The 18,414-nt window shown below is 60.2% G+C and carries 20 protein-coding genes; 10 read left to right on the forward strand and 10 right to left on the reverse strand.

The window, feature by feature from the left end; all coding sequences use genetic code 11:
* Nucleotides 1–90: 90 nt before the first annotated feature.
* Together NF676_RS17365 and NF676_RS17370 are read right to left on the reverse strand one after the other, a co-directional pair.
* Nucleotides 91–840: a TerC family protein gene (locus tag NF676_RS17365; protein WP_056788748.1), complete on the reverse strand. Its 750-nt coding sequence runs from the start codon at nucleotides 838–840 to the stop codon at nucleotides 91–93.
* Between the two features lie 29 nt (nucleotides 841–869).
* Nucleotides 870–1,112: a hypothetical protein gene (locus NF676_RS17370; RefSeq protein WP_024013465.1), complete on the reverse strand. Its 243-nt coding sequence runs from the start codon at nucleotides 1,110–1,112 to the stop codon at nucleotides 870–872.
* 133 nt (nucleotides 1,113–1,245) lie between these two features.
* Here NF676_RS17370 and nhaR point away from each other — a divergent pair, with 133 nt between their 5' ends.
* Entirely contained in the window at nucleotides 1,246–2,145 is a 900-nt protein-coding gene (nhaR, locus tag NF676_RS17375) for a transcriptional activator NhaR (protein WP_016775345.1), read from the forward strand.
* Here nhaR and NF676_RS17380 read toward each other — a convergent pair.
* Nucleotides 2,140–3,297, reverse strand: coding sequence for an MFS transporter (locus NF676_RS17380; protein WP_024013467.1), 1,158 nt, complete (start codon nucleotides 3,295–3,297; stop codon nucleotides 2,140–2,142). The two genes, nhaR and NF676_RS17380, sit on opposite strands and share 6 nt — an antisense overlap.
* A 307-nt stretch (nucleotides 3,298–3,604) precedes the next feature.
* Between NF676_RS17380 and sstT the strand changes: the two genes are divergently transcribed.
* Nucleotides 3,605–4,837 carry a serine/threonine transporter SstT gene (gene sstT / locus NF676_RS17385; RefSeq protein WP_024013468.1) on the forward strand — a complete coding sequence of 411 codons (1,233 nt, stop codon included), beginning with the start codon at nucleotides 3,605–3,607 and terminating at the stop codon, nucleotides 4,835–4,837.
* Nucleotides 4,838–4,995: 158 nt separating this feature from the next.
* Here sstT and NF676_RS17390 read toward each other — a convergent pair whose 3' ends face one another.
* Complete coding sequence (locus NF676_RS17390; protein ID WP_041477165.1) at nucleotides 4,996–5,505, reverse strand: DUF1993 domain-containing protein; 510 nt, start codon at nucleotides 5,503–5,505, stop codon at nucleotides 4,996–4,998.
* A gap of 125 nt (nucleotides 5,506–5,630) precedes the next feature.
* Here NF676_RS17390 and NF676_RS17395 point away from each other — a divergent pair, with 125 nt between their 5' ends.
* The gene (locus tag NF676_RS17395) at nucleotides 5,631–6,275 is read left to right on the forward strand and encodes a YceH family protein (RefSeq protein WP_041477166.1); all 645 of its coding nucleotides are present in this window, start codon (nucleotides 5,631–5,633) and stop codon (nucleotides 6,273–6,275) included.
* Nucleotides 6,276–6,407: 132 nt separating this feature from the next.
* Here the strand turns inward: NF676_RS17395 and NF676_RS17400 are convergent, their stop codons facing one another.
* Both NF676_RS17400 and NF676_RS17405 read right to left on the reverse strand, forming a co-directional pair.
* Nucleotides 6,408–6,926: a cupin domain-containing protein gene (locus tag NF676_RS17400; RefSeq protein ID WP_252886454.1), complete on the reverse strand. Its 519-nt coding sequence runs from the start codon at nucleotides 6,924–6,926 to the stop codon at nucleotides 6,408–6,410.
* A 187-nt stretch (nucleotides 6,927–7,113) separates the two neighbouring features.
* Nucleotides 7,114–7,932, reverse strand: a complete 819-nt coding sequence (locus NF676_RS17405; RefSeq protein WP_252886455.1) for a shikimate 5-dehydrogenase — start codon at nucleotides 7,930–7,932, stop codon at nucleotides 7,114–7,116.
* Nucleotides 7,933–8,175: 243 nt separating this feature from the next.
* On the opposite strand from NF676_RS17405, the gene NF676_RS17410 reads away from it, so the two are divergent.
* The 3 genes from NF676_RS17410 (at nucleotide 8,176) to NF676_RS17420 (ending at nucleotide 9,266) form a co-directional block, all read left to right on the forward strand.
* Nucleotides 8,176–8,556, forward strand: a complete 381-nt coding sequence (locus NF676_RS17410; RefSeq protein WP_024013471.1) for a hypothetical protein — start codon at nucleotides 8,176–8,178, stop codon at nucleotides 8,554–8,556.
* 229 nt (nucleotides 8,557–8,785) lie between these two features.
* A complete protein-coding gene (locus NF676_RS17415) occupies nucleotides 8,786–8,980 on the forward strand; it encodes a hypothetical protein (RefSeq protein WP_016770691.1) in 195 nt (64 codons plus the stop codon).
* A gap of 103 nt (nucleotides 8,981–9,083) precedes the next feature.
* Nucleotides 9,084–9,266 (forward strand): hypothetical protein, encoded by a 183-nt coding sequence (locus NF676_RS17420; protein WP_041477171.1) that lies wholly within the window; start codon nucleotides 9,084–9,086, stop codon nucleotides 9,264–9,266.
* Here the strand turns inward: NF676_RS17420 and NF676_RS17425 are convergent.
* Nucleotides 9,263–10,324, reverse strand: a complete 1,062-nt coding sequence (locus tag NF676_RS17425) for an AI-2E family transporter (protein WP_076563570.1) — start codon at nucleotides 10,322–10,324, stop codon at nucleotides 9,263–9,265. The two genes, NF676_RS17420 and NF676_RS17425, sit on opposite strands and share 4 nt — an antisense overlap.
* Before the next feature lie 156 nt (nucleotides 10,325–10,480).
* On the opposite strand from NF676_RS17425, the gene trhP reads away from it, so the two are divergent.
* Complete coding sequence (gene trhP / locus NF676_RS17430) at nucleotides 10,481–11,809, forward strand: prephenate-dependent tRNA uridine(34) hydroxylase TrhP (RefSeq protein ID WP_252867898.1); 1,329 nt, start codon at nucleotides 10,481–10,483, stop codon at nucleotides 11,807–11,809.
* 159 nt (nucleotides 11,810–11,968) lie between these two features.
* On the opposite strand, the gene NF676_RS17435 is transcribed toward trhP, so the two are convergent.
* Together NF676_RS17435 and NF676_RS17440 are read right to left on the reverse strand one after the other, a co-directional pair.
* Nucleotides 11,969–12,199, reverse strand: a complete 231-nt coding sequence (locus tag NF676_RS17435; protein ID WP_252886456.1) for a hypothetical protein — start codon at nucleotides 12,197–12,199, stop codon at nucleotides 11,969–11,971.
* Nucleotides 12,200–12,290: 91 nt separating this feature from the next.
* Nucleotides 12,291–13,004 (reverse strand): FadR/GntR family transcriptional regulator, encoded by a 714-nt coding sequence (locus NF676_RS17440; RefSeq protein ID WP_056788733.1) that lies wholly within the window; start codon nucleotides 13,002–13,004, stop codon nucleotides 12,291–12,293.
* A gap of 354 nt (nucleotides 13,005–13,358) precedes the next feature.
* Here NF676_RS17440 and NF676_RS17445 point away from each other — a divergent pair, with 354 nt between their 5' ends.
* Nucleotides 13,359–14,705 (forward strand): MFS transporter, encoded by a 1,347-nt coding sequence (locus tag NF676_RS17445; RefSeq protein WP_024013478.1) that lies wholly within the window; start codon nucleotides 13,359–13,361, stop codon nucleotides 14,703–14,705.
* Nucleotides 14,706–14,730: 25 nt separating this feature from the next.
* Nucleotides 14,731–16,074 (forward strand): glucarate dehydratase, encoded by a 1,344-nt coding sequence (gene gudD / locus NF676_RS17450; protein WP_252886457.1) that lies wholly within the window; start codon nucleotides 14,731–14,733, stop codon nucleotides 16,072–16,074.
* Between the two features lie 129 nt (nucleotides 16,075–16,203).
* Here the strand turns inward: gudD and NF676_RS17455 are convergent, their stop codons facing one another.
* Nucleotides 16,204–17,076, reverse strand: coding sequence for a LysR family transcriptional regulator (locus NF676_RS17455; protein WP_252886458.1), 873 nt, complete (start codon nucleotides 17,074–17,076; stop codon nucleotides 16,204–16,206).
* A gap of 160 nt (nucleotides 17,077–17,236) precedes the next feature.
* Here NF676_RS17455 and ampC point away from each other — a divergent pair, with 160 nt between their 5' ends.
* Nucleotides 17,237–18,403, forward strand: a complete 1,167-nt coding sequence (ampC, locus tag NF676_RS17460) for a class C beta-lactamase (RefSeq protein WP_252886459.1) — start codon at nucleotides 17,237–17,239, stop codon at nucleotides 18,401–18,403.
* Nucleotides 18,404–18,414 lie beyond the last annotated feature (11 nt).

Raw genomic sequence — 18,414 nt, forward strand, 5'->3', positions numbered from 1 at the left:
GGGGCAAGCTCTAAACCACACCCCCAACATCAAAGCGAAAAAAAACCGCCTGAGCTCAACAGCCCAGGCGGTTTTTTGTGTTCTCAGCGATTACGCCTGCTGAACAACCTTCTTCTGCTTCGCCCGGCGCGACAGCATGTTCAACACTTCGATACCGGCCGAGAACGCCATGGCCGCGTACACATAACCTTTCGGAACATGGGCGCCGAAGCCTTCGGCGATCAGCGTCATGCCGATCATGATCAGGAAGCCCAGCGCCAGCATGACCACGGTCGGGTTGTCGTTGATGAACTTGGCCAGCGGATCAGCCGCCAGCAGCATCACCAGCACCGACACCACCACCGCGATGATCATGATCGGCAAGTGTTCGGTCATGCCGACAGCGGTAATGATGCTGTCGATCGAGAACACCATGTCGAGCATCAGGATCTGACCGATGGCCGCGGCAAAACCCAGGGTTACGGTCGAAGTCGCGGTCTTCGGGTCTTCCGGCGACGGGTCCATGCTGTGATGGATCTCGGTCGTGGCCTTCCACACCAGGAACAGGCCACCGGCGATCAGGATCATGTCCTTCCAGGAGAACGCCTGGCCAAGGATTTCGATCACAGGCTCGGTCAACTGCACGATGAACGCGATGGTGCTCAACAGGGCCAGACGCAGAATCAGGGCCATGCCGATACCGATACGACGCGCCTTCTGCCGATGCTGTTCGGGCAATTTGTTGGTCAGGATCGAAATAAAGATCAGGTTATCGATGCCGAGCACGATTTCCATTACCACCAGTGTGGCCAAAGCAACCCAAGCGGTGGGGCTGGCGGCGAGTTCTAACAGATATTCCATGGGTCAGTCCTGACTCTGTGTAAGACGGTTTAGATGGTCTTGGAGGAAGATTCGGATTCTTCCGCTTGTTTTTCCGGTGTTTCTTTTTTCTCGATCAAACCACCAGTGGCATCGCTGAGCGCTTGCTCAGCGGCTTTATGGGTGTCGTCGATTGCTTGTTTGGCGGTTTCAGCCGCCGCGCCCATCAGTTGTTGGGCGCTTTTTTCCGCCTGATCACAACCGGCCAGAACCAGTAAAGACGCAAACATCACTGCGGGAAATGTGTATTTCATAAGGTTTCCTTCGAATGAACAGACAGGCGCACACACCGGCCGTCGATGGCTGGGCATTCTAGGGAGATGAACACTTCAGGAAAATTCGTATTTTTAGCGGCTATACTTCGGTTTTCACGAAGTGGCCATCACTATGCTCAATTACCGACAACTGCATTACTTCTGGGTTGTAGCCAAAACCGGCAGCATCGTCCGGGCGTGCGAGCAGCTGAACCTGACGCCACAGACGATCAGCGGACAGATTTCACTGCTCGAACAAACCTATGGCGTGGAATTGTTTCGCCGGGTTGGCCGCCAGTTGGAGCTCACGGAAGCCGGGCGCCAGGCCCTGCCCTACGCCGAGCAGATGTTTCAACTGGGCGGCGAGCTGGAGCTGATGCTGCGAGCGCAGCCCAACGAGCAGCAGATCCTCTTTCGCGTCGGCGTGGCCGACGTGGTGCCCAAATCCATTGTTTATCGCCTGATCGCGCCGACCATGGAATTGAGCGAGCCGCTGCGCATCACCTGTCGCGAAGACAAACTCGAACGTCTGCTCGCTGATCTGGCCATCCAGCGTCTGGATCTGGTGATTTCCGACAGCCCGATGCCTTCGCATCTGGACATCAAAGGCTACAGCCAGAAGCTCGGTGAGTGCGGGATCAGCTTCTTCGCCACCGCCGAACTTGCCGCGCAGTATGGCCAGGATTTCCCGCGCAGCCTGCACGGCGCACCGTTGCTGATTCCCGGCGCGGAAACCGTGGTGCGCAGCCGTTTGCAGCGCTGGTTCGCCGAACAGCAGATCCAGCCGCAGATTGTCGGCGAGTTCGATGACAGTGCTTTGATGCAGGCCTTCGGCCAATCCGGCAGCGGGATCTTTATTGGCCCGAGCGTGATTGCCGAGGAAGTGAAGCGTCAGTACGGCGTCGAGTTGATCGGCCAGACCGACGCGGTGAGCGAGTCGTTCTATGCCATCTCGGTGGAGCGCAAGGTCAAGCACCCGGGCATCGTAGCGATTACCGAGGGTGCCCGACGCGAGCTGTTTACCGGATTATGAAGCGCAGACTTCGCGCGGCTTCAGCGTCATCAGCACCATGGCGAGGAACACCGAAAGCAAAATGAAGCCGGCAGCGGCAAAGCCGAGAAAGCCAAGACCGGCGCTGTCGATCACCCGGCCGCCGACCATCGCCCCCAAGCCGATACCGAGATTGGCTCCGGCGATGTTCAGCGACGCGGCGAAGGCCGGCGCTTCCGGCGCGGCTTTCATCAAGCGCACATGGCTAACCAGGAACAACGCCGCCTGGGTCACGCCCCAAATGCCCATCGCCACCGCCAGGCCGACTGGCGAATGAATGTTCGGCACCAGCGAAACCATACCGGCGATCATGAACGCGCAGAACAACACCGACGCCCCCAGCGGATGCCGATCCACCGCGCGCCCGCCAAGCGAGTTGCCGATGAGCCCGACGGCGCCAAACGCCATCAGGCACCAACCGACTACGGTGCCGTTGAAACCGGCCAGACGTTCGAGGATGTCAGCAAGGTAGGTGTACGCGGTGAACATGCCGCTGAACACCAGAATCGACAACAAGATATGGCCGAGCATCAGTGGGCTGCGCAGGATCTTGAATTGCGAACGGAAGCTGACCTGATGCTGGTGCAGACTGGTTTTCGGCAGATAGACAAACAGCAGCAAGGCTTTGGCAAACGCGATCAACGCCAGAATGCCGAATGCGCTGCGCCAGCCGAACGCATCGGAAATCAACGTACCGACCGGAATGCCGAACACCGTGGCGCAGACAATACCGAAGCCGATCTTGGCGATGGCGCGGCCGGCGAAATCCGGGCCGACGATGTCCACCGCCGTCTCACTGGCCAAGGCCCAGAACACCGGCAAACCCAACGCCGGAATCAACCGTGCGATGGCCATCACCCAGATATTCGGCGCCAACGCTGCAACGGTGTTGGCCAGGCCGAACATGATCAGAATGCTGATAAACAGTTTGCGCCGTTCGAATCGGGCGAAATACGCGGTCAGGAATGGGCCGAACAGCGCCACGGTAAAGGCAAACAAGGTCACCAGCAGCCCGGCTTGCGGGATGCTGACTTCGAGGTCTCGGGCGATCGCCGGCAACAGGCCGACAATGACGAATTCCGTGGTCAGCACCGTGAACCCGGCGGCGGACAACAGAAGAATAGGCAACAGCATGCGCAACTCCAGCAAAACGACGACACCAGCGATGACCCGGAGGCCCGCTGGCAGAACTTGAAAATGAGGATGGCGAAGCTTAACAGACTGCGTCCGCACTGAGTTGCCCAAAACTGCCGATCTGCCGGGCCGATCCGGTGGCAGATCGTCACAGGCCTGAAGGTTCACGCCTACGCTGTGATAAAGTCCGCGCCCTGAAAATCGTACAGTTGTTCAACGTGCCGTTTGGCGGCGTTGATGTCACTTCGACAGGCGTTTCGTGACTGCCCACGACGCTTCGCACCCTATAAAAAACAGAGATGCCGCTATGACCGCTTCATCCCCTTCGTTACTGCAACGCCTGAAACGCCTGAGTCTGGTCAGCCAGATCGTCATTGGTCTGATCGCCGGTATTGCCCTGGCCCTGATTGCACCGGAGCTGGCGAAATCCACCGCGTTCATCGGCAAGGTGTTTGTCTCGGCGTTGAAAGCCGTGGCGCCGATTCTGGTGTTCGTGCTGGTGATGGCCTCGATCGCCAACCACAAGCACGGTCAGGAAACCCACATCCGCCCGATCCTGTTCCTCTACCTGCTGGGTACATTCAGCGCTGCGGTGGTGGCCGTGGTCGCCAGCATGGCGTTCCCGTCAAATCTGGTGTTGTCCACCGAGAACGTTGCCGTGACTGCGCCCGGCGGCATCGGCGAAGTCCTGCAAAGCCTGTTGCTGAGCGTCGTCGACAACCCGGTCAGCGCGCTGATGAATGCCAACTTCATCGGCATTCTGGCCTGGGCGATCGGCATGGGCATTGCCATCCGGCATGCCGGCGACACCACTCGCGAAGTGCTCGGTGACTTGTCCAACGGCGTCACCGTGATCGTCCGTGTGGTCATTCGCTTCGCGCCGCTGGGCATCTTCGGCCTGGTCGCGTCGACACTGGCCACCTCCGGTTTCGGCGCGCTGCTGGGCTACGCGCACCTGCTGGCGGTGCTGCTGGGCTGCATGCTGTTCGTCGCGCTGGTGATGAACCCGCTGATCGTGTTCTGGAAGCTGCGCCGCAATCCGTACCCGCTGACCCTGATGTGCCTGCGTGAAAGCGGCATTACCGCGTTCTTCACCCGCAGCTCGGCGGCGAACATTCCGGTCAATCTGGAATTGAGCAAGCGCCTGGGCCTGCACGAAGACACCTACTCGGTATCGATCCCGCTCGGCGCGACCATCAACATGGCCGGTGCGGCGATCACCATTACCGTGCTGACCCTGGCGGCGGTGCACACTTTAGGCATCGCAGTGGACATTCCGACCGCAATCCTGCTCAGCGTCGTCGCAGCCATTTGCGCCTGTGGCGCGTCCGGTGTGGCCGGTGGTTCGCTGCTGCTGATTCCGCTGGCGTGCAGCCTGTTCGGCATCCCGAGCGAGATTGCCATGCAAGTCGTGGCGGTGGGCTTCATTATTGGCGTGCTGCAGGATTCGGCGGAGACCGCGCTGAACTCGTCGACTGACGTGCTGTTTACAGCGGCGGCTTGCCTGGGCGAGGAAGAGAAGGCTCAGCGTACGGCGTAACCGCCTTACCTTGTGGGAGCGAGCCTGCTCGCGAAAGGGGCGAGACATTCAGTATTAATATCGCCTGATACGCCGCATTCGCGAGCAGGCTCGCTCCCACAGAAAAACAAAAGCCCGCCAAGGCGCGAACCTTGGCGGGCTTTTTCGTATCCGGGCGTTTAGAACGCGCCCATGTAATCGCGCTTGCCCACTTCAACGCCGTTATGACGCAGCAGCGCGTAGGTGGTGGTGACGTGGAAGAAGAACTGCGGCAAGCCGTAAGTCAGCAGATACGCCTGACCACTGAAGCGCTTCTCTTTCGGCGTGCCCGGACGGGTCACGATTTCGATGCCTTCCTTGCCGTCGATCTGCTCTGGCTTGATCTCGCCAATGAAGGCCAGAACCTTGGTGATCAGCGCTTGCAGTTCGGCAAAGGTAGTTTCAGTGTCGTCGTACTTCGGCAGTTCGACTTCGGCCAGACGCGCCGACACGCCTTTGGCGAAATCCACGGCGATCTGCACCTGACGCACCAGCGGGAACATGTCCGGGTACAGACGCGCTTGCAGGAAGACGCTCTGGTCGATGTTTTTCGCGCTGGCGTGGGCTTCGGCCTTTTTCAGCACATCGCTCAGGGCGTTGAGCATTTGTTGAAAAACCGGGACGGATGCGGCGTACAGTGAAATGGTCATGGCAATCTCATGTGATGGCTGGGTAATACGTGGTGGCGATTATAGCCATGCTTGATGAGCACACGGCTTGCCTTTTGTTTGGCAAGGATTAGGCTAGGCGGCTTCGACTGCAGAGGGAACGCGCGATGAGCAACGAACAAGAATCCACCTCCGAACAGCCACGGTTAAATGCCACGGAAATCCGCATTCTCGGTGCGCTGATCGAAAAACAGGCCACCAGCCCGGAAACCTATCCGCTGACCCTCAACGCGCTGGTGCTGGCCTGCAATCAGAAAACCAGTCGCGAGCCGGTGATGAACCTCAATCAGGGCCAGGTCGGGCAGAGCCTGCGGGCACTGGAGGGTCGTGGGTTTACCCGGCTGGTCATGGGCAGCCGCGCCGACCGCTGGGAGCACAAGGTCGACAAGGCGCTGGAACTGGTGCCAGCACAGGTGATTCTGACGGGTTTGATGTTTCTGCGCGGTCCGCAGACCGTCAACGAACTGCTGACCCGCAGCGGACGCATGCACGAGTTCGAGGACGCCGAGCAGGTGGTTCATCAGCTTGAACGGCTGATCGCACGCGGTCTGGCGGTATTGATCCCGCGTCAGGCCGGGCAGCGTGAGGATCGCTACACCCACGCCTTGGGCGATCCGGCGGATATCGAGGCGATATTGGCGGCGCGGCAAAATCCTGGGGAGCGCTCGAGCGCTGGTGTTTCCCTGGAGCGTATCGAAGAACTGGAAGCGCGGATCGCCGCACTGGAAGAACGCCTGGCCCGCCTCGAATAATCGCAACAGAACCTCTGTGGGAGCGAGCCTGCTCGCGAAAGCGTAGTGTCAGTCACCACGACCTCGAATGACCTGCCGCCTTCGCGAGCAGGCTCGCTCCCACAGGGTCTGCGCGATATTCAGCAGCCCGCGTCACTCCCCATCCCAATAATCCACCCCATCCACCTGCCGCGCGACAGCGACAAAGCCCGAGGCCTTGCCCTCGGCATCCACCGTGAAATTATCCATCACCGCATACTTGTTCGAATCCGGATACTCGCAGATCTCCGGCTGCTGCTGAGTGCTGATCGCCAGATAACGCAGCTCATCCGCGCTGGTATTGATGATCTGGTGAGCCTTCTCGGGTCCGCCCGGTGGGCAGGCGATCACATCACCGGAGCGGATCGGAAAACGCTCGCCTCCCAAGCGCACCTCGCCCTCCCCGGCCACCACGTAGAACATCTCCTCATTGACCCGATGGCTGTGGAATGGACTACCGCGCATGCCTGCTGGCAGCGCGTACAGACGGTAACCGAGTTTCTGCGCACCGAGTTGCTGGCCGATGCGCGCGAAACGCTGCTGATAACGCCCGGCGGTGTCGCCTTCAGGGGCCAGGGCTTCGGGAAGGGCTTCGAGTTCGACCTCGTTGAGGTTGAGGATGGGCGGATGCATGGGCGGCCTCGGTTAGGGTTTTTGTCGTGGGCACATCTGTGCGTGCTGGCGAGGATTATAGATAGTGATCCAGAACCGCAGCGCGGCCTTCGCGAGCAGGCTCGCTCCCACATTCAATCGCATTCCAGCTCAACCTGTGGGAGCGAGCCTGCTCGCGAAGAGGCCAGCCCAGCCACTAAAAGATCAATCAGCTACGCGCAAAATCCACCGCCGCCGCAAACTGCGCCTCATTCGGCCGCACCCCGGTGTACAGGACAAACTGCTCCAGCGCCTGGATCGCTATCACTTCCAGCCCGGTGATCACGCGCTTGCCCTCGGCCCGCGCCCGCACGATCAGCGGCGTCTCCGAAGGGATCGCCACCACGTCGAATACAGTCTCAGCCGCCTTGATCACTTCAGGCTCGAACGCCAGTTGCCCCGCCTCCGGCCCGCCGTCCATGCCTACCGGGGTGACATTGATCAGCATCTGCGGGCGCTCGTCACCCAGCTCGGCCTGCCAGCGATAAACCAGCGAATCCGCCAGGGCGCGGCCGGCGCGTTCGTTACGGGCGACAATCAAACCGTTCTTGTACCCACCATCGCGCAGGGCGCTGGCCACCGCTTTGGCCATGCCGCCGCTGCCACGCAGGGCGAAGGTCGAATCTTTCGGCACCGCGTGGCTCTCCAGCAATTGCGCGACGGCGATGTAATCGGTGTTGTAGGCCTTGAGGTGGCCGCCAGTGTTGACGATGGTGTTGATCGACTGGATCGCCGCCGCCGACGCATCCAGCTCATCGACCAGGGCAATGCAGGCTTCTTTGAACGGCATCGACACGCCGCAGCCGCGAATGCCCAGCGCTCGGATGCCACCGACCGCGCCGGTCAGGTCCTGGCTGCTGAACGCCTTGTAGTAGAAATTCAGGCCCAGCTGTTCATACAAATGGTTGTGAAAACGCAGACCGAAATTCCCCGGGCGCCCGGACAGGGACATGCATAATTGGGTGTCTTTGTTCGGGTTCATCTGCATGAAACTTCTCCTTCAAACGCACTTTCGGATGGACGGGATTGGCCAGCCCACCGGGTTCTGAATCATCATTGAGGCTTGTTTGTGGCGCCGCGCAGCCGGGTAAAGAAGCCGCTACAGACCTTACACAAAATTTACCCAGCGGCTGTGCTGAATTTCGCAATTTTGCTGTCTTAGCTGTATCCCCGCGACAACTGTAGGCCTGATTCAGGCCGCGGCGCCGGGTCGAAGAACCGAGGACTTATCATGATTCGTAAACTTCCCATCATGGCTTTGTTGATTGGCGCACTTGCCGTCACCGGCCAGGCTGAAGCGGGTGGTGGCCATGGCTGGCAGGGCCCTGCAGTGTTTGGCGCGATTGTCGGCTCGGCCATCATCGGCTCGGCACTGATCAACCAGGATCGGCCGGTGTATGTGCAGCAACAACCGGTTTATGTGCAGCCGCAACCGGTCTACGTGCAGCAACCGCCGCCACCGGTCTACTACCAACCGGCGCCGGTGTATGTGCAACAACCGGTCTACGTGCAGCCGGCCCCCGTCTATTACGGCCCGCCTCGTGGTTATTACGGTCGGCCCCACGGCTACTACGGCGGCCCGCATGGCTACTACGGCGGTCCACGCTGGTAAGCGCAACACAGAGCCCTGCTTTCGAGCGGGGCTTTTTTATGACCGCTGGTCGGCGAAGGTCTGAAAAAATCGCGCCAAGGTCGCTGTGAGGACAGTCCGACCAGCTAAAGTCGGCATGATGGAATCGACCGTCGGGCTTTTTTCATCAAACGGTCACCGCTTTGTCATGACGGAACCGCAATCTGAATCCGTCCGTAAACAACAGATCGATAACAACAAGGACGACTGTATGCCCACACAAAACCCGCACCGCATCGTCGGTCTGTGCACCTCGAGCAAGGTGTACAGCGCACTTACCGAGCTCAAGCATCTGGAAGGCCATCGCTGCGCCAAGCTGCTGTCCCTGCTCGCCGAAAACCTCGTGCACAAGGGCCTGCTCAATGAGCGCGAAGTCATGCACATGCTCGATCAAGTGGTGGAATGACGCCAGACCTCACTGGCATCAATGACCACTATCGAAAGCGTTGATTGTCCGTCGTGCCGGCAAATCCCTAAGGTAGCCCCATCAGTTTGATGGAGGTTTTCCCATGGCACAGGTTCAAATCATGTCGGTGATCGGCAGCGCAGTTCCCGCTTCGCTGCGTGCATCCGGTTTGCTCGCTTGCTGGTATCTGGTGCGCGATGGCGAGCCGATCAGCGGCCCGCTCACCTCGTTGCCAGCAGCGCAGGCTTTGTCGCAACAGGTCGCCAGCAGCACGTTTCACGCTTAAGGCAGTTGCACCTTGGGCTTGGTCTCGACGAACAGCGCCCAGCTCGACAGGAACAATGCGGCAATCAGCGGCCCGATCACAAAGCCGTTGAGGCCGAAGACCGCGAGGCCGCCGAGGGTCGAGACCAGAATCAGGTAATCGGGCATTTTCGTATCTTTGCCCACCAGAATCGGGCGCAGCACGTTGTCGACCAGGCCGATCACGAATACGCCGAACAAGCCCAGCACCACGCCCTGCCAGATCATGCCGCTGAGCAGGAAGTACACCGCCACCGGCGCCCAGACAATCCCCGCGCCCACCGCTGGCAACAGCGACAGAAACGCCATCAGTACCGCCCAGAGCAACGCGCTGGGAATGTCGAGAAACCAGAAAATCAGCCCGCCCAGCGCGCCTTGGGTCACGGCCACCACCACGTTGCCTTTGACCGTCGCGCGCACCACCCGGTTGAACTTCAGTTGCAGGCGGCGCTTGTGGTTTTCTTCCAGCGGCACGGCAGTGCGCATCTTGCGCGCCAGCTCGGGGCCGTCACGCAGAAAGAAAAACAGCAGATACAGCATGATGAAAAAGCTCACCACGAATTCGAACGTGCCCTGGCCGAAACTGAACGCCTGAGTCGCCAGCACCTGGCTGCCCTGCATCGCCGCTTTGACGATCTTCTCGCGCAAGCTGTCGAGTTCGCCCATGCCAAAGCGGTCGAGCAAGTGCTGAAAGTACGGCGGCAGGCTGTGCTTGAACTGCGCCAGATACGCAGCGATGTCCAGCTCGCCGCTTTCGATGTTCTTGTAGACAGTCGCCCCTTCCTGCACCAGCAGAATGCTGACGATGATCACCGGCAGAATCGCGACCACCAGGCACAGGCTCAAGGTGCACAGCGACGTCACGTTGCGTTGCCAGCCGAACTTCTGCTGCAACCTGCGCTGTACCGGCGCAAACAGAATGCCGAGGATGACAGCCCAGAATACCGCGCCGTAGAACGGCAACAGAATCCAGATAAAGGCCACCGTGACCAGCACCAGCAGCACCGTCAGGGATTTGAATTGCAGACTCTTTTCGTTCATATCCGGTCCATGTCAGTCAGGCGTCACGCACGCCCGCCCCACTTAGTCAGCCGCCGAGCTCGCGAGTGCCATGTTTATTCATGGAGCATAGATCCAGATCAATAAACCCTCGCAACAGCTGCCCTACCCTGCGCGGCTTTTGCGACCGACACCCAAATGCAGACTCTCATCGCCCCCGAGCTTCTCGCCCCCGCCGGCACCCTGAAAAACATGCGCTACGCCTTCGCTTATGGCGCCGATGCGGTCTACGCCGGCCAGCCGCGCTACAGCCTGCGGGTGCGCAACAACGAGTTCGATCATGCCAACCTGGCGCTGGGCATCCGTGAGGCGCAGGCGCAGGGCAAGCGCTTCTACGTCGTGGTCAACATCGCCCCGCACAACGCCAAGCTGAAGACGTTTCTCAAGGATCTGGCGCCAGTGATCGAGATGGCCCCGGATGCGCTGATCATGTCCGACCCGGGCCTGATCATGCTGGTGCGCCGGCATTTTCCGCAAATGCCGATTCACCTGTCGGTGCAGGCCAACACGGTGAATTGGGCGAGCGTCGAGTTCTGGCAGCAACAGGGGCTGAGCCGGATCATCCTGTCGCGCGAACTCTCGCTCGAAGAAATCGGTGAAATCCGCGAGCAGGTGCCGGGCATGGAGCTGGAGGTGTTCGTGCACGGCGCGCTGTGCATGGCCTATTCCGGGCGCTGCCTGCTTTCCGGTTACATGAACAAGCGCGATGCCAATCAGGGCACCTGCACCAACGCCTGCCGCTGGAAGTACACGGCGCAAGAAGCGACGGAAAACCAGCTCGGCGAGATCGTCCAGACCTTTGAACCCGAGCCGACGCTGGGTCTCGGCGCACCGACCGATCAAGTCTTCCTGCTCCAGGAAGCCAACCGCCCCGACGAATTGATGCCGGCTTTCGAAGACGAACACGGCACCTACATCATGAACGCCAAGGACCTGCGCGCGGTGCAGCATGTCGAGCGGCTGACGCGCATGGGTGTGCACTCATTGAAAATCGAAGGCCGGACCAAATCGCACTTTTACTGCGCGCGCACCACCCAGGTATATCGCCGGGCGATCGATGATGCCGTGGCCGGGCGCGAGTTCGATCGCAGCCTGATGCTGGATCTGGAATCGCTGGCCCAGCGCGGCTACACCGAAGGTTTTCTGCGCCGGCATGTGCACGACGAATATCAGAATTATCAGCACGGCAGTTCGGTGTCGGAGCGTCAGCAGTTCGTTGGCGAGCTGACCGGCGAGCGCCGGGATCGCCTGGCCGAAGTGAAAGTGAAGAATCGTTTTGCCGTGGGCGATCATCTGGAACTGATGACGCCCAAGGGCAATTTCCATTTTGATCTGCATGAATTGCAGAGTGTCAGCGGCCAAGCGATCGAAGTGGCGCCGGGGGACGGGCATACGGTGTACGTGCCGATTCCGGATGCGGTGGATTTGCGCTTTGGGTTGTTGATGCGGGATTTGCGAGTTGGTTGACTGGCGATATTGTCTGGCACTCGCCGCATGGCCGTAATTTGCTGTGAAGCCGATGCCGTCTTCGCGAGCAGGCTCGCCCCCACAGGGAGTTTGTGTCATCCACTGTGGGAGCGAGCCTGCTCGCGAAGAGCCCGGCGAACTCAGCGGATCATCCGGACTTCAGCGCAAATCATCGGACAACGGCGTCGGCTCATCCGCTGGCGGTACATCGTCGTCATCCGGCGGATCCTTCCAGTCATCCGGGCGGTCGGCATCGCTCAATGGGTCGCGCCCCGGGTCCATGCCCGGCGGTGCGTCGTGATCGCTCAGGGTCGGCTCGTCGGTGCCGGATACGGGGCGGGTCTGCTCGGTGGGCGCCACGCCACCGGGAACAAGCGAGTCATCAGCCATGCTGCACCTCACAATACTGTCCCGGATTATCCGGGGCGTATTGTTTGGAAGCGCGACCGTTGACGGCGTGCGATAGATCAGACCAGCGGCATCAGCCTTGGGCGGTAAAGCGATCGCGACTGTTGGTCAGGTGCAGCCACATCGCGGCACGGGCGGCATCGGCGTCCTGACGTTTGATCGCATTCAGAATCGCCTCGTGTTCCAGATTGGCCAAGTGCCCGAGCTTGCTCAGATCCGCCGCGCCACGCTCGGCGGCATTCAGGCGATTGCGCGGGATCATCGCACTGCCCAGGTGCTGCATGATCTCGCTGAAACAAGCGTTGCCGGTGGCCTCGGCGATCAGCAGATGAAAACGCCGATCGGCCTCCACGCAGCTGTCGTTGTTGGCCAGCAGCCGTTGATAGTCATCCAGCGCCTGACGCATCTGCTGGACCTGCTGCTCACTGCGCCGCTGCGCCGCCAGCGCCGCCGCTTGCGTTTCCAGGCCCATGCGCAGCTCAAGAATGCTGCGCACACCGAGCGCCGTGTCGACATTCAGGCGCAGGCCCTGCTCCGCTGCACGTTCGATGACGAAAGTACCGATGCCATGGCGCGTCTCCACCAGCCCCGAGGCCTGCAACTTGGAAATCGCCTCGCGCACCACCGTGCGGCTGACGCCGTGCTCCTGAACGATGGAGTTCTCCGAAGGCAGCTTGTCACCGGGCGACAGTTGTCCGAGCAGGATGCTCTGGGTGAGCTTTTCCACCAGGTCATGAGCAAGGTTGTGCGTGCGTTTGCGCGCGGGCGCGTCGAGGTCTTCTTGCATGATCGGTTCCGGTGATCGGGGCTTGCCGATCGTAGCACTGCGGGATGACGGTTGAGATGGATTTTAGCGGTCGATAGGCCATCTACTTGTATGACAACACTCAATTACGTCGAATATTTTCAATAGCCAGCCATCACGCATCACCATTCATATCTCAAAAAGGCGCTCCGTTCGACTGGCGCAACAATCAATAAATACGAGCTTAAATCCTGTTTTCGCATAAAAAACCGAACAATCAGAAGAATTTGATCGCCCTCCCCACTTGTAGGACAAAAAATTACAGTTGTATGATGTCTAGCAACAACGCAGCACCCAGCCCTACCCGCATAAAAATAATCAGTGGGAGAAACATCAGTGAAAACCTCCATCTCCGGGATGCAGGACAGCGTCGACCCGACGCTCGCCTCAGCCATCTCCAAAGTCAAACGCCACGTCCTGCCGCTCTTCGTGATCATGTTCATCGTCAATTACATTGACCGGGTGAACATCGGCTTCGTCCGCACCCACATGGAAACCGATCTGGGCATTGGTGCTGCCGCTTATGGCTTCGGCGCCGGGCTGTTCTTCATCGGTTACGCGCTGTTCGAAGTGCCGTCCAACATGCTTTTGCAGAAAGTCGGCGCACGCATCTGGCTGACCCGCATCATGTTCACTTGGGGCATAGTCGCGGCCTGCATGGCCTTCATCCAGAACGAAACCCACTTCTATATTCTGCGTTTCCTGCTCGGTGTCGCCGAGGCCGGGTTCTTTCCCGGGGTGATTTACTACTTCACTCGTTGGCTGCCAGGCGTTGAGCGCGGCAAGGCGATCGCGATTTTCCTCAGCGGCTCGGCCGTGGCCTCGCTGATCTCCGGTCCGCTGTCCGGTTTGCTCCTGCAGATCAATGGGCTGGGCATGCACGGCTGGCAATGGATGTACTTCATCGAGGGGATGTTCTCGGTGTGCCTGTGCGTGTTTGTCTGGTTCTGGCTGGACGCCAAACCCCACGACGCGAAATGGCTGAGCCGCGCCGAACAGGATGCGCTGGTCAGCGCCATCGACGACGAGCAAAAGGCCCGCGAAGCGGCGACGCCGATCCGGCCGTCGCTGGGCAAACTGCTCAAGGACCGGCAGATCATTCTGTTCTGCCTGATCTACTTCTTCATTCAACTGACCATCTACGCCGCGACTTTCTGGCTGCCGAGCATCATCAAGAAGATGGGCGAACTCAGCGACGTGCAGGTCGGCCTGTTCAACTCGATTCCATGGTTGCTGTCGATCGTCGGCATGTACGCCTTCGCCTCGCTGTCGGCGAAGTGGAAACATCAACAAGCGTGGGTCGCCACTGCCCTGCTGATCGCCGCAGCGGGGATGTTCATGTCCACCACTGGCGGGCCGATCTTCGCCTTCGTCGCGATCTGCTTTGCGGCGCTGGGCTTCAAATCCGCCTCGTCACTGTTCTGGCCGATCCCCCAGGCTTATCTGGATGCACGCATCGCGGCGGCAGTGATCGCGCTGATCAACTCGGTCGGCAACCTCGGCGGCTTCGTCGCACCGACCACTTTTGGCCTGCTTGAGCAACACACCGGCTCGATTCAGGGCGGCCTCTATGGCCTGGCCGCGACCTCGATCATCGCCGCAATCATCGTCTTCGCTGCGCGCACCACGCCCAAACCCGCTGCTGAAAAAGCCGTGGCCGACGCCGCGCCGAAACACGCCTGACTTCGTCTCGACAAGGAAAACAATAATGACTGTTCATGACACCGCCAAAGCTCCGATCATCACCGAGATGCAGGTCATTCCGGTGGCCGGTCACGACGGCATGCTGCTCAACCTGAGCGGCGCCCACGGGCCGTTTTTCACCCGCAACATCGTCATCCTCAAGGACAACGCCGGCCATACCGGCGTCGGCGAAGTGCCCGGTGGCGAGCGCATTCGCCAGACCCTGGAAGATGCACGCAATCTGGTGGTCGGCAGCCCCATCGGCACGTACCAGAAAATTCTCAACCAGGTGCGCCAGACCTTCGCCGACCGCGATGCCGGCGGCCGTGGTCTGCAGACGTTCGACCTGCGCATCACCATTCACGCGGTCACCGGCCTGGAAGCCGCCCTCCTCGACCTGCTCGGCCAGCATCTGGACGTGCCGGTGGCGGCGCTGCTCGGTGAAGGTCAGCAACGCGACGAAGTGAAAATGCTCGGTTATCTGTTTTACGTTGGCGATCAACACGAAACCGATCTCGCCTACCGCAGCGAACCGGACGCCGACAACGACTGGTTCCGTGTGCGCCACGAGAAGGCCATGACCGCCGAAGCGGTGGTGCGTCTGGCGGAGGCGGCGCACGCCAAGTACGGCTTCAAGGATTTCAAACTCAAGGGCGGCGTACTCAGTGGCGATGCCGAAATCGAAGCGGTCACGGCACTGGCCGAGCGCTTCCCCGACGCGCGGATCACCCTCGATCCGAACGGTGCATGGTCATTGAAAGAGGCGATTCGTCTATGCCGCGATCAGCACCACGTACTCGCCTACGCCGAAGACCCTTGCGGCGCGGAAAACGGTTATTCCGGGCGCGAAGTCATGGCTGAATTCCGCCGCGCCACCGGGCTGAAAACCGCGACCAACATGATCGCCACCGACTGGCGAGAAATGGGCCACGCGATTCAGTTGCAGTCAGTGGACATCCCGCTGGCCGACCCGCACTTCTGGACCATGCAGGGTTCGGTGCGGGTCGCGCAGATGTGCCACGAATGGGGCCTGACCTGGGGCTCGCATTCCAACAACCACTTCGATATCTCTCTGGCGATGTTTACCCATGTCGCCGCTGCGGCACCGGGCGACATCACGGCCATCGACACCCATTGGATCTGGCAGGACGGCCAGCGTCTGACCAAGGCCCCGCTGCAAATTGTCGACGGTCTCGTGCAAGTGCCGCAGAAACCGGGACTGGGCGTGGAACTGGACATGGATCAAGTGGCCAAGGCTCACGAACTGTACAAAGGCATGGGCCTCGGCGCGCGGGACGACAGCGTGGCGATGCAGTTCCTGATTCCGGGGTGGAAATTCGATAACAAGCGGCCGTGTCTGGTGCGTTGATCTAGCAGGCGCCGCTGATTTCAATTGTGGGAGCGAGCCTGCTCGCGAAGGCGTCAGGTCAGTCGATAGTGCTGTCGCTGATGCACCGCTTTCGCGAGCAGGCTCGCTCCCACAAGGGGGGGGTTTGTGTCAGGCAGAAACTTGCAGTAACCACGCCTTGAACGCTTTCATCGCCACCGTTTCCGCTCGCGACTGCAACCGCGTCAGCCAGTAACTGCCGGTGGTGATCTCGATCGCGAACGGCTGGCAGATCGCATCCGCTGCCAGTTGCCGGGCGAACATCAGCGGCGGCGCCAACGCCACGCCGCCGCCCTGCAACGCCGTTTCCATCATCGCCAGCGACGAATCGAAGACGATGCTTTGCGGTGGCGCAGCCTGGGTCGCCAGGCCCGCCGCCTGAAACCACTGCGGCCATTCATCAGTGCGATAGGAACGCAGCAAGGTCTGCTGCAACAGGTCCGCCGGCGCGTGCAGTTGCCGGGCAATCTCCGGCACGCATAACACCGACAACGGCGCATCGAGCAAGCGTGTCGCCTCAATGCCATGCCAGGCGCCAGCGCCGAAACGAATCGCGTAATCCAGCCCTTCCGCCGCCACATCGACCCGGTTGTTGTGGGTCGACAGGCGTAAATCGATCAGCGGATATTTCGCCCGAAAGTCCGCCAGCCTCGGCAACAGCCAGCCCACGGCAAACGTGCCCACCGCGCCGACCGTCAACATGTCGCGATACTGCCCACCAGCCAGACGCTCGAGCATCTGCGCAATGTGGTCGAATGAGGTGCTGAGCACCGGCAGCAAGGTTTCGCCTTCACTGGTCAGCATCAGACCACGGGGCAGGCGTTTGAACAGGGTCAGGTTGAGCTGCGCTTCCAGGCTTTTGACCTGATGGCTGACCGCTGCCTGCGTTACGCACAGTTCGACGGCGGCGCGGGTGAAGCTCAGGTGGCGTGCCGAAGCTTCAAACGCGCGCAGAGCGTTGAGCGGCAGTTGCGGTCGAATCATGGGTTGTCCCAAATTTTTCTAAGGGTTCGTGCGAGTTTTCATCGTTTGTCGAAGGTCGGCAAAGTGCCTAAATTAACCGCGCTGATCAGCCGCCCGATGAAAAAATCACCCGCAGTGTAGCGGGATACAACAAACGACACTCATGGAGAGTGATTCACTCATGTGTTCCTTCAAACCGAGCAAGGTCTTTTCCCACAGCGCTTTCGCACTGTTCTTCGGCAGCGTTGCCTGTCATGCCGCAACGCCGACGGATGCGCAATTGCAGGCACTGGTCAGCCAAGCCGTCACCCCGGTGATGCAGCAAAACAACATCCCGGGGCTGACCGTAGCGATCACGCTGAATGGCCAGGCGCATTACTTTAATTACGGAGTCGCTGCCAAAGACACCGGGCAAAAAGTCAGTGAAAACACCCTGTTCGAAGTCGGCTCGGTGAGTAAAACCTTCACCGCCACCCTCGCCGGTTACGCCCAGGCCACCGGCAAACTCGACCTGTCGAGCAAGGCCAGCCAGCTCTGGCCGGAGCTCAAGGGCAGCGCCTTCGACAACATCAGCGTGCTGCAACTGGGCACCTACAGTGCTGGCGGTCTGCCGCTGCAATTTCCTGCCGAGGCGGATTCTTCCGACAAGATGCTCGGCTATTACCAACAGTGGAAACCGCAATTTCCCGCCGGCAGCCATCGCCTGTATTCCAACCCGAGCCTGGGCCTGTTCGGCTACCTGACGGCGAAAAGCCTCGGCCAGCCGTTCGACCAGGCAATGACGCAAACCCTGCTGCCGAAACTCGGCCTTCAGCACACCTTCCTCAGCGTACCGTCAGCGCAGTCGAAGCTTTACGCCCAAGGCTACGACAGCGCCGACCAACCGGTACGCGTCAGCCCCGGCGCCCTCGACGCCGAAGCCTACGGCATCAAAACCAGCGCCGCCGACCTGCTGCGTTACGTCCAGGCACAACTGAAACCGGCCAGCCTTGGGCCTGATCTGCACCAAGCCATCGCCAACACGCACATTGGTTATTACCGCGTCGACGACATGACCCAAGGCCTGGGCTGGGAACGCTACGCCTACCCGATCAGCCTGGAAAAACTGCAAAACGGCAACTCGACCCCCATGGCCATGGAACCTCACAAAGTCGAGTGGCTGACCCCACCGCAAGCTGAGCCGGCCAATGTGCTGTTCAACAAAAGCGGTTCTACGCGCGGCTTTGGCGCGTATGTGGCGTTCGTGCCGTCGCGGGACATGGGCATCGTGATTCTGGCCAACAAGAATTACCCGAATGCCGAACGGGTGAAGATTGCGCACACGGTTTTCGCGGCGTTGGCGGATTAAGAGCAGAAGAT

It is taken from the genome of Pseudomonas siliginis (assembly GCF_024072275.1).
GTDB lineage: Bacteria > Pseudomonadota > Gammaproteobacteria > Pseudomonadales > Pseudomonadaceae > Aquipseudomonas > Aquipseudomonas siliginis.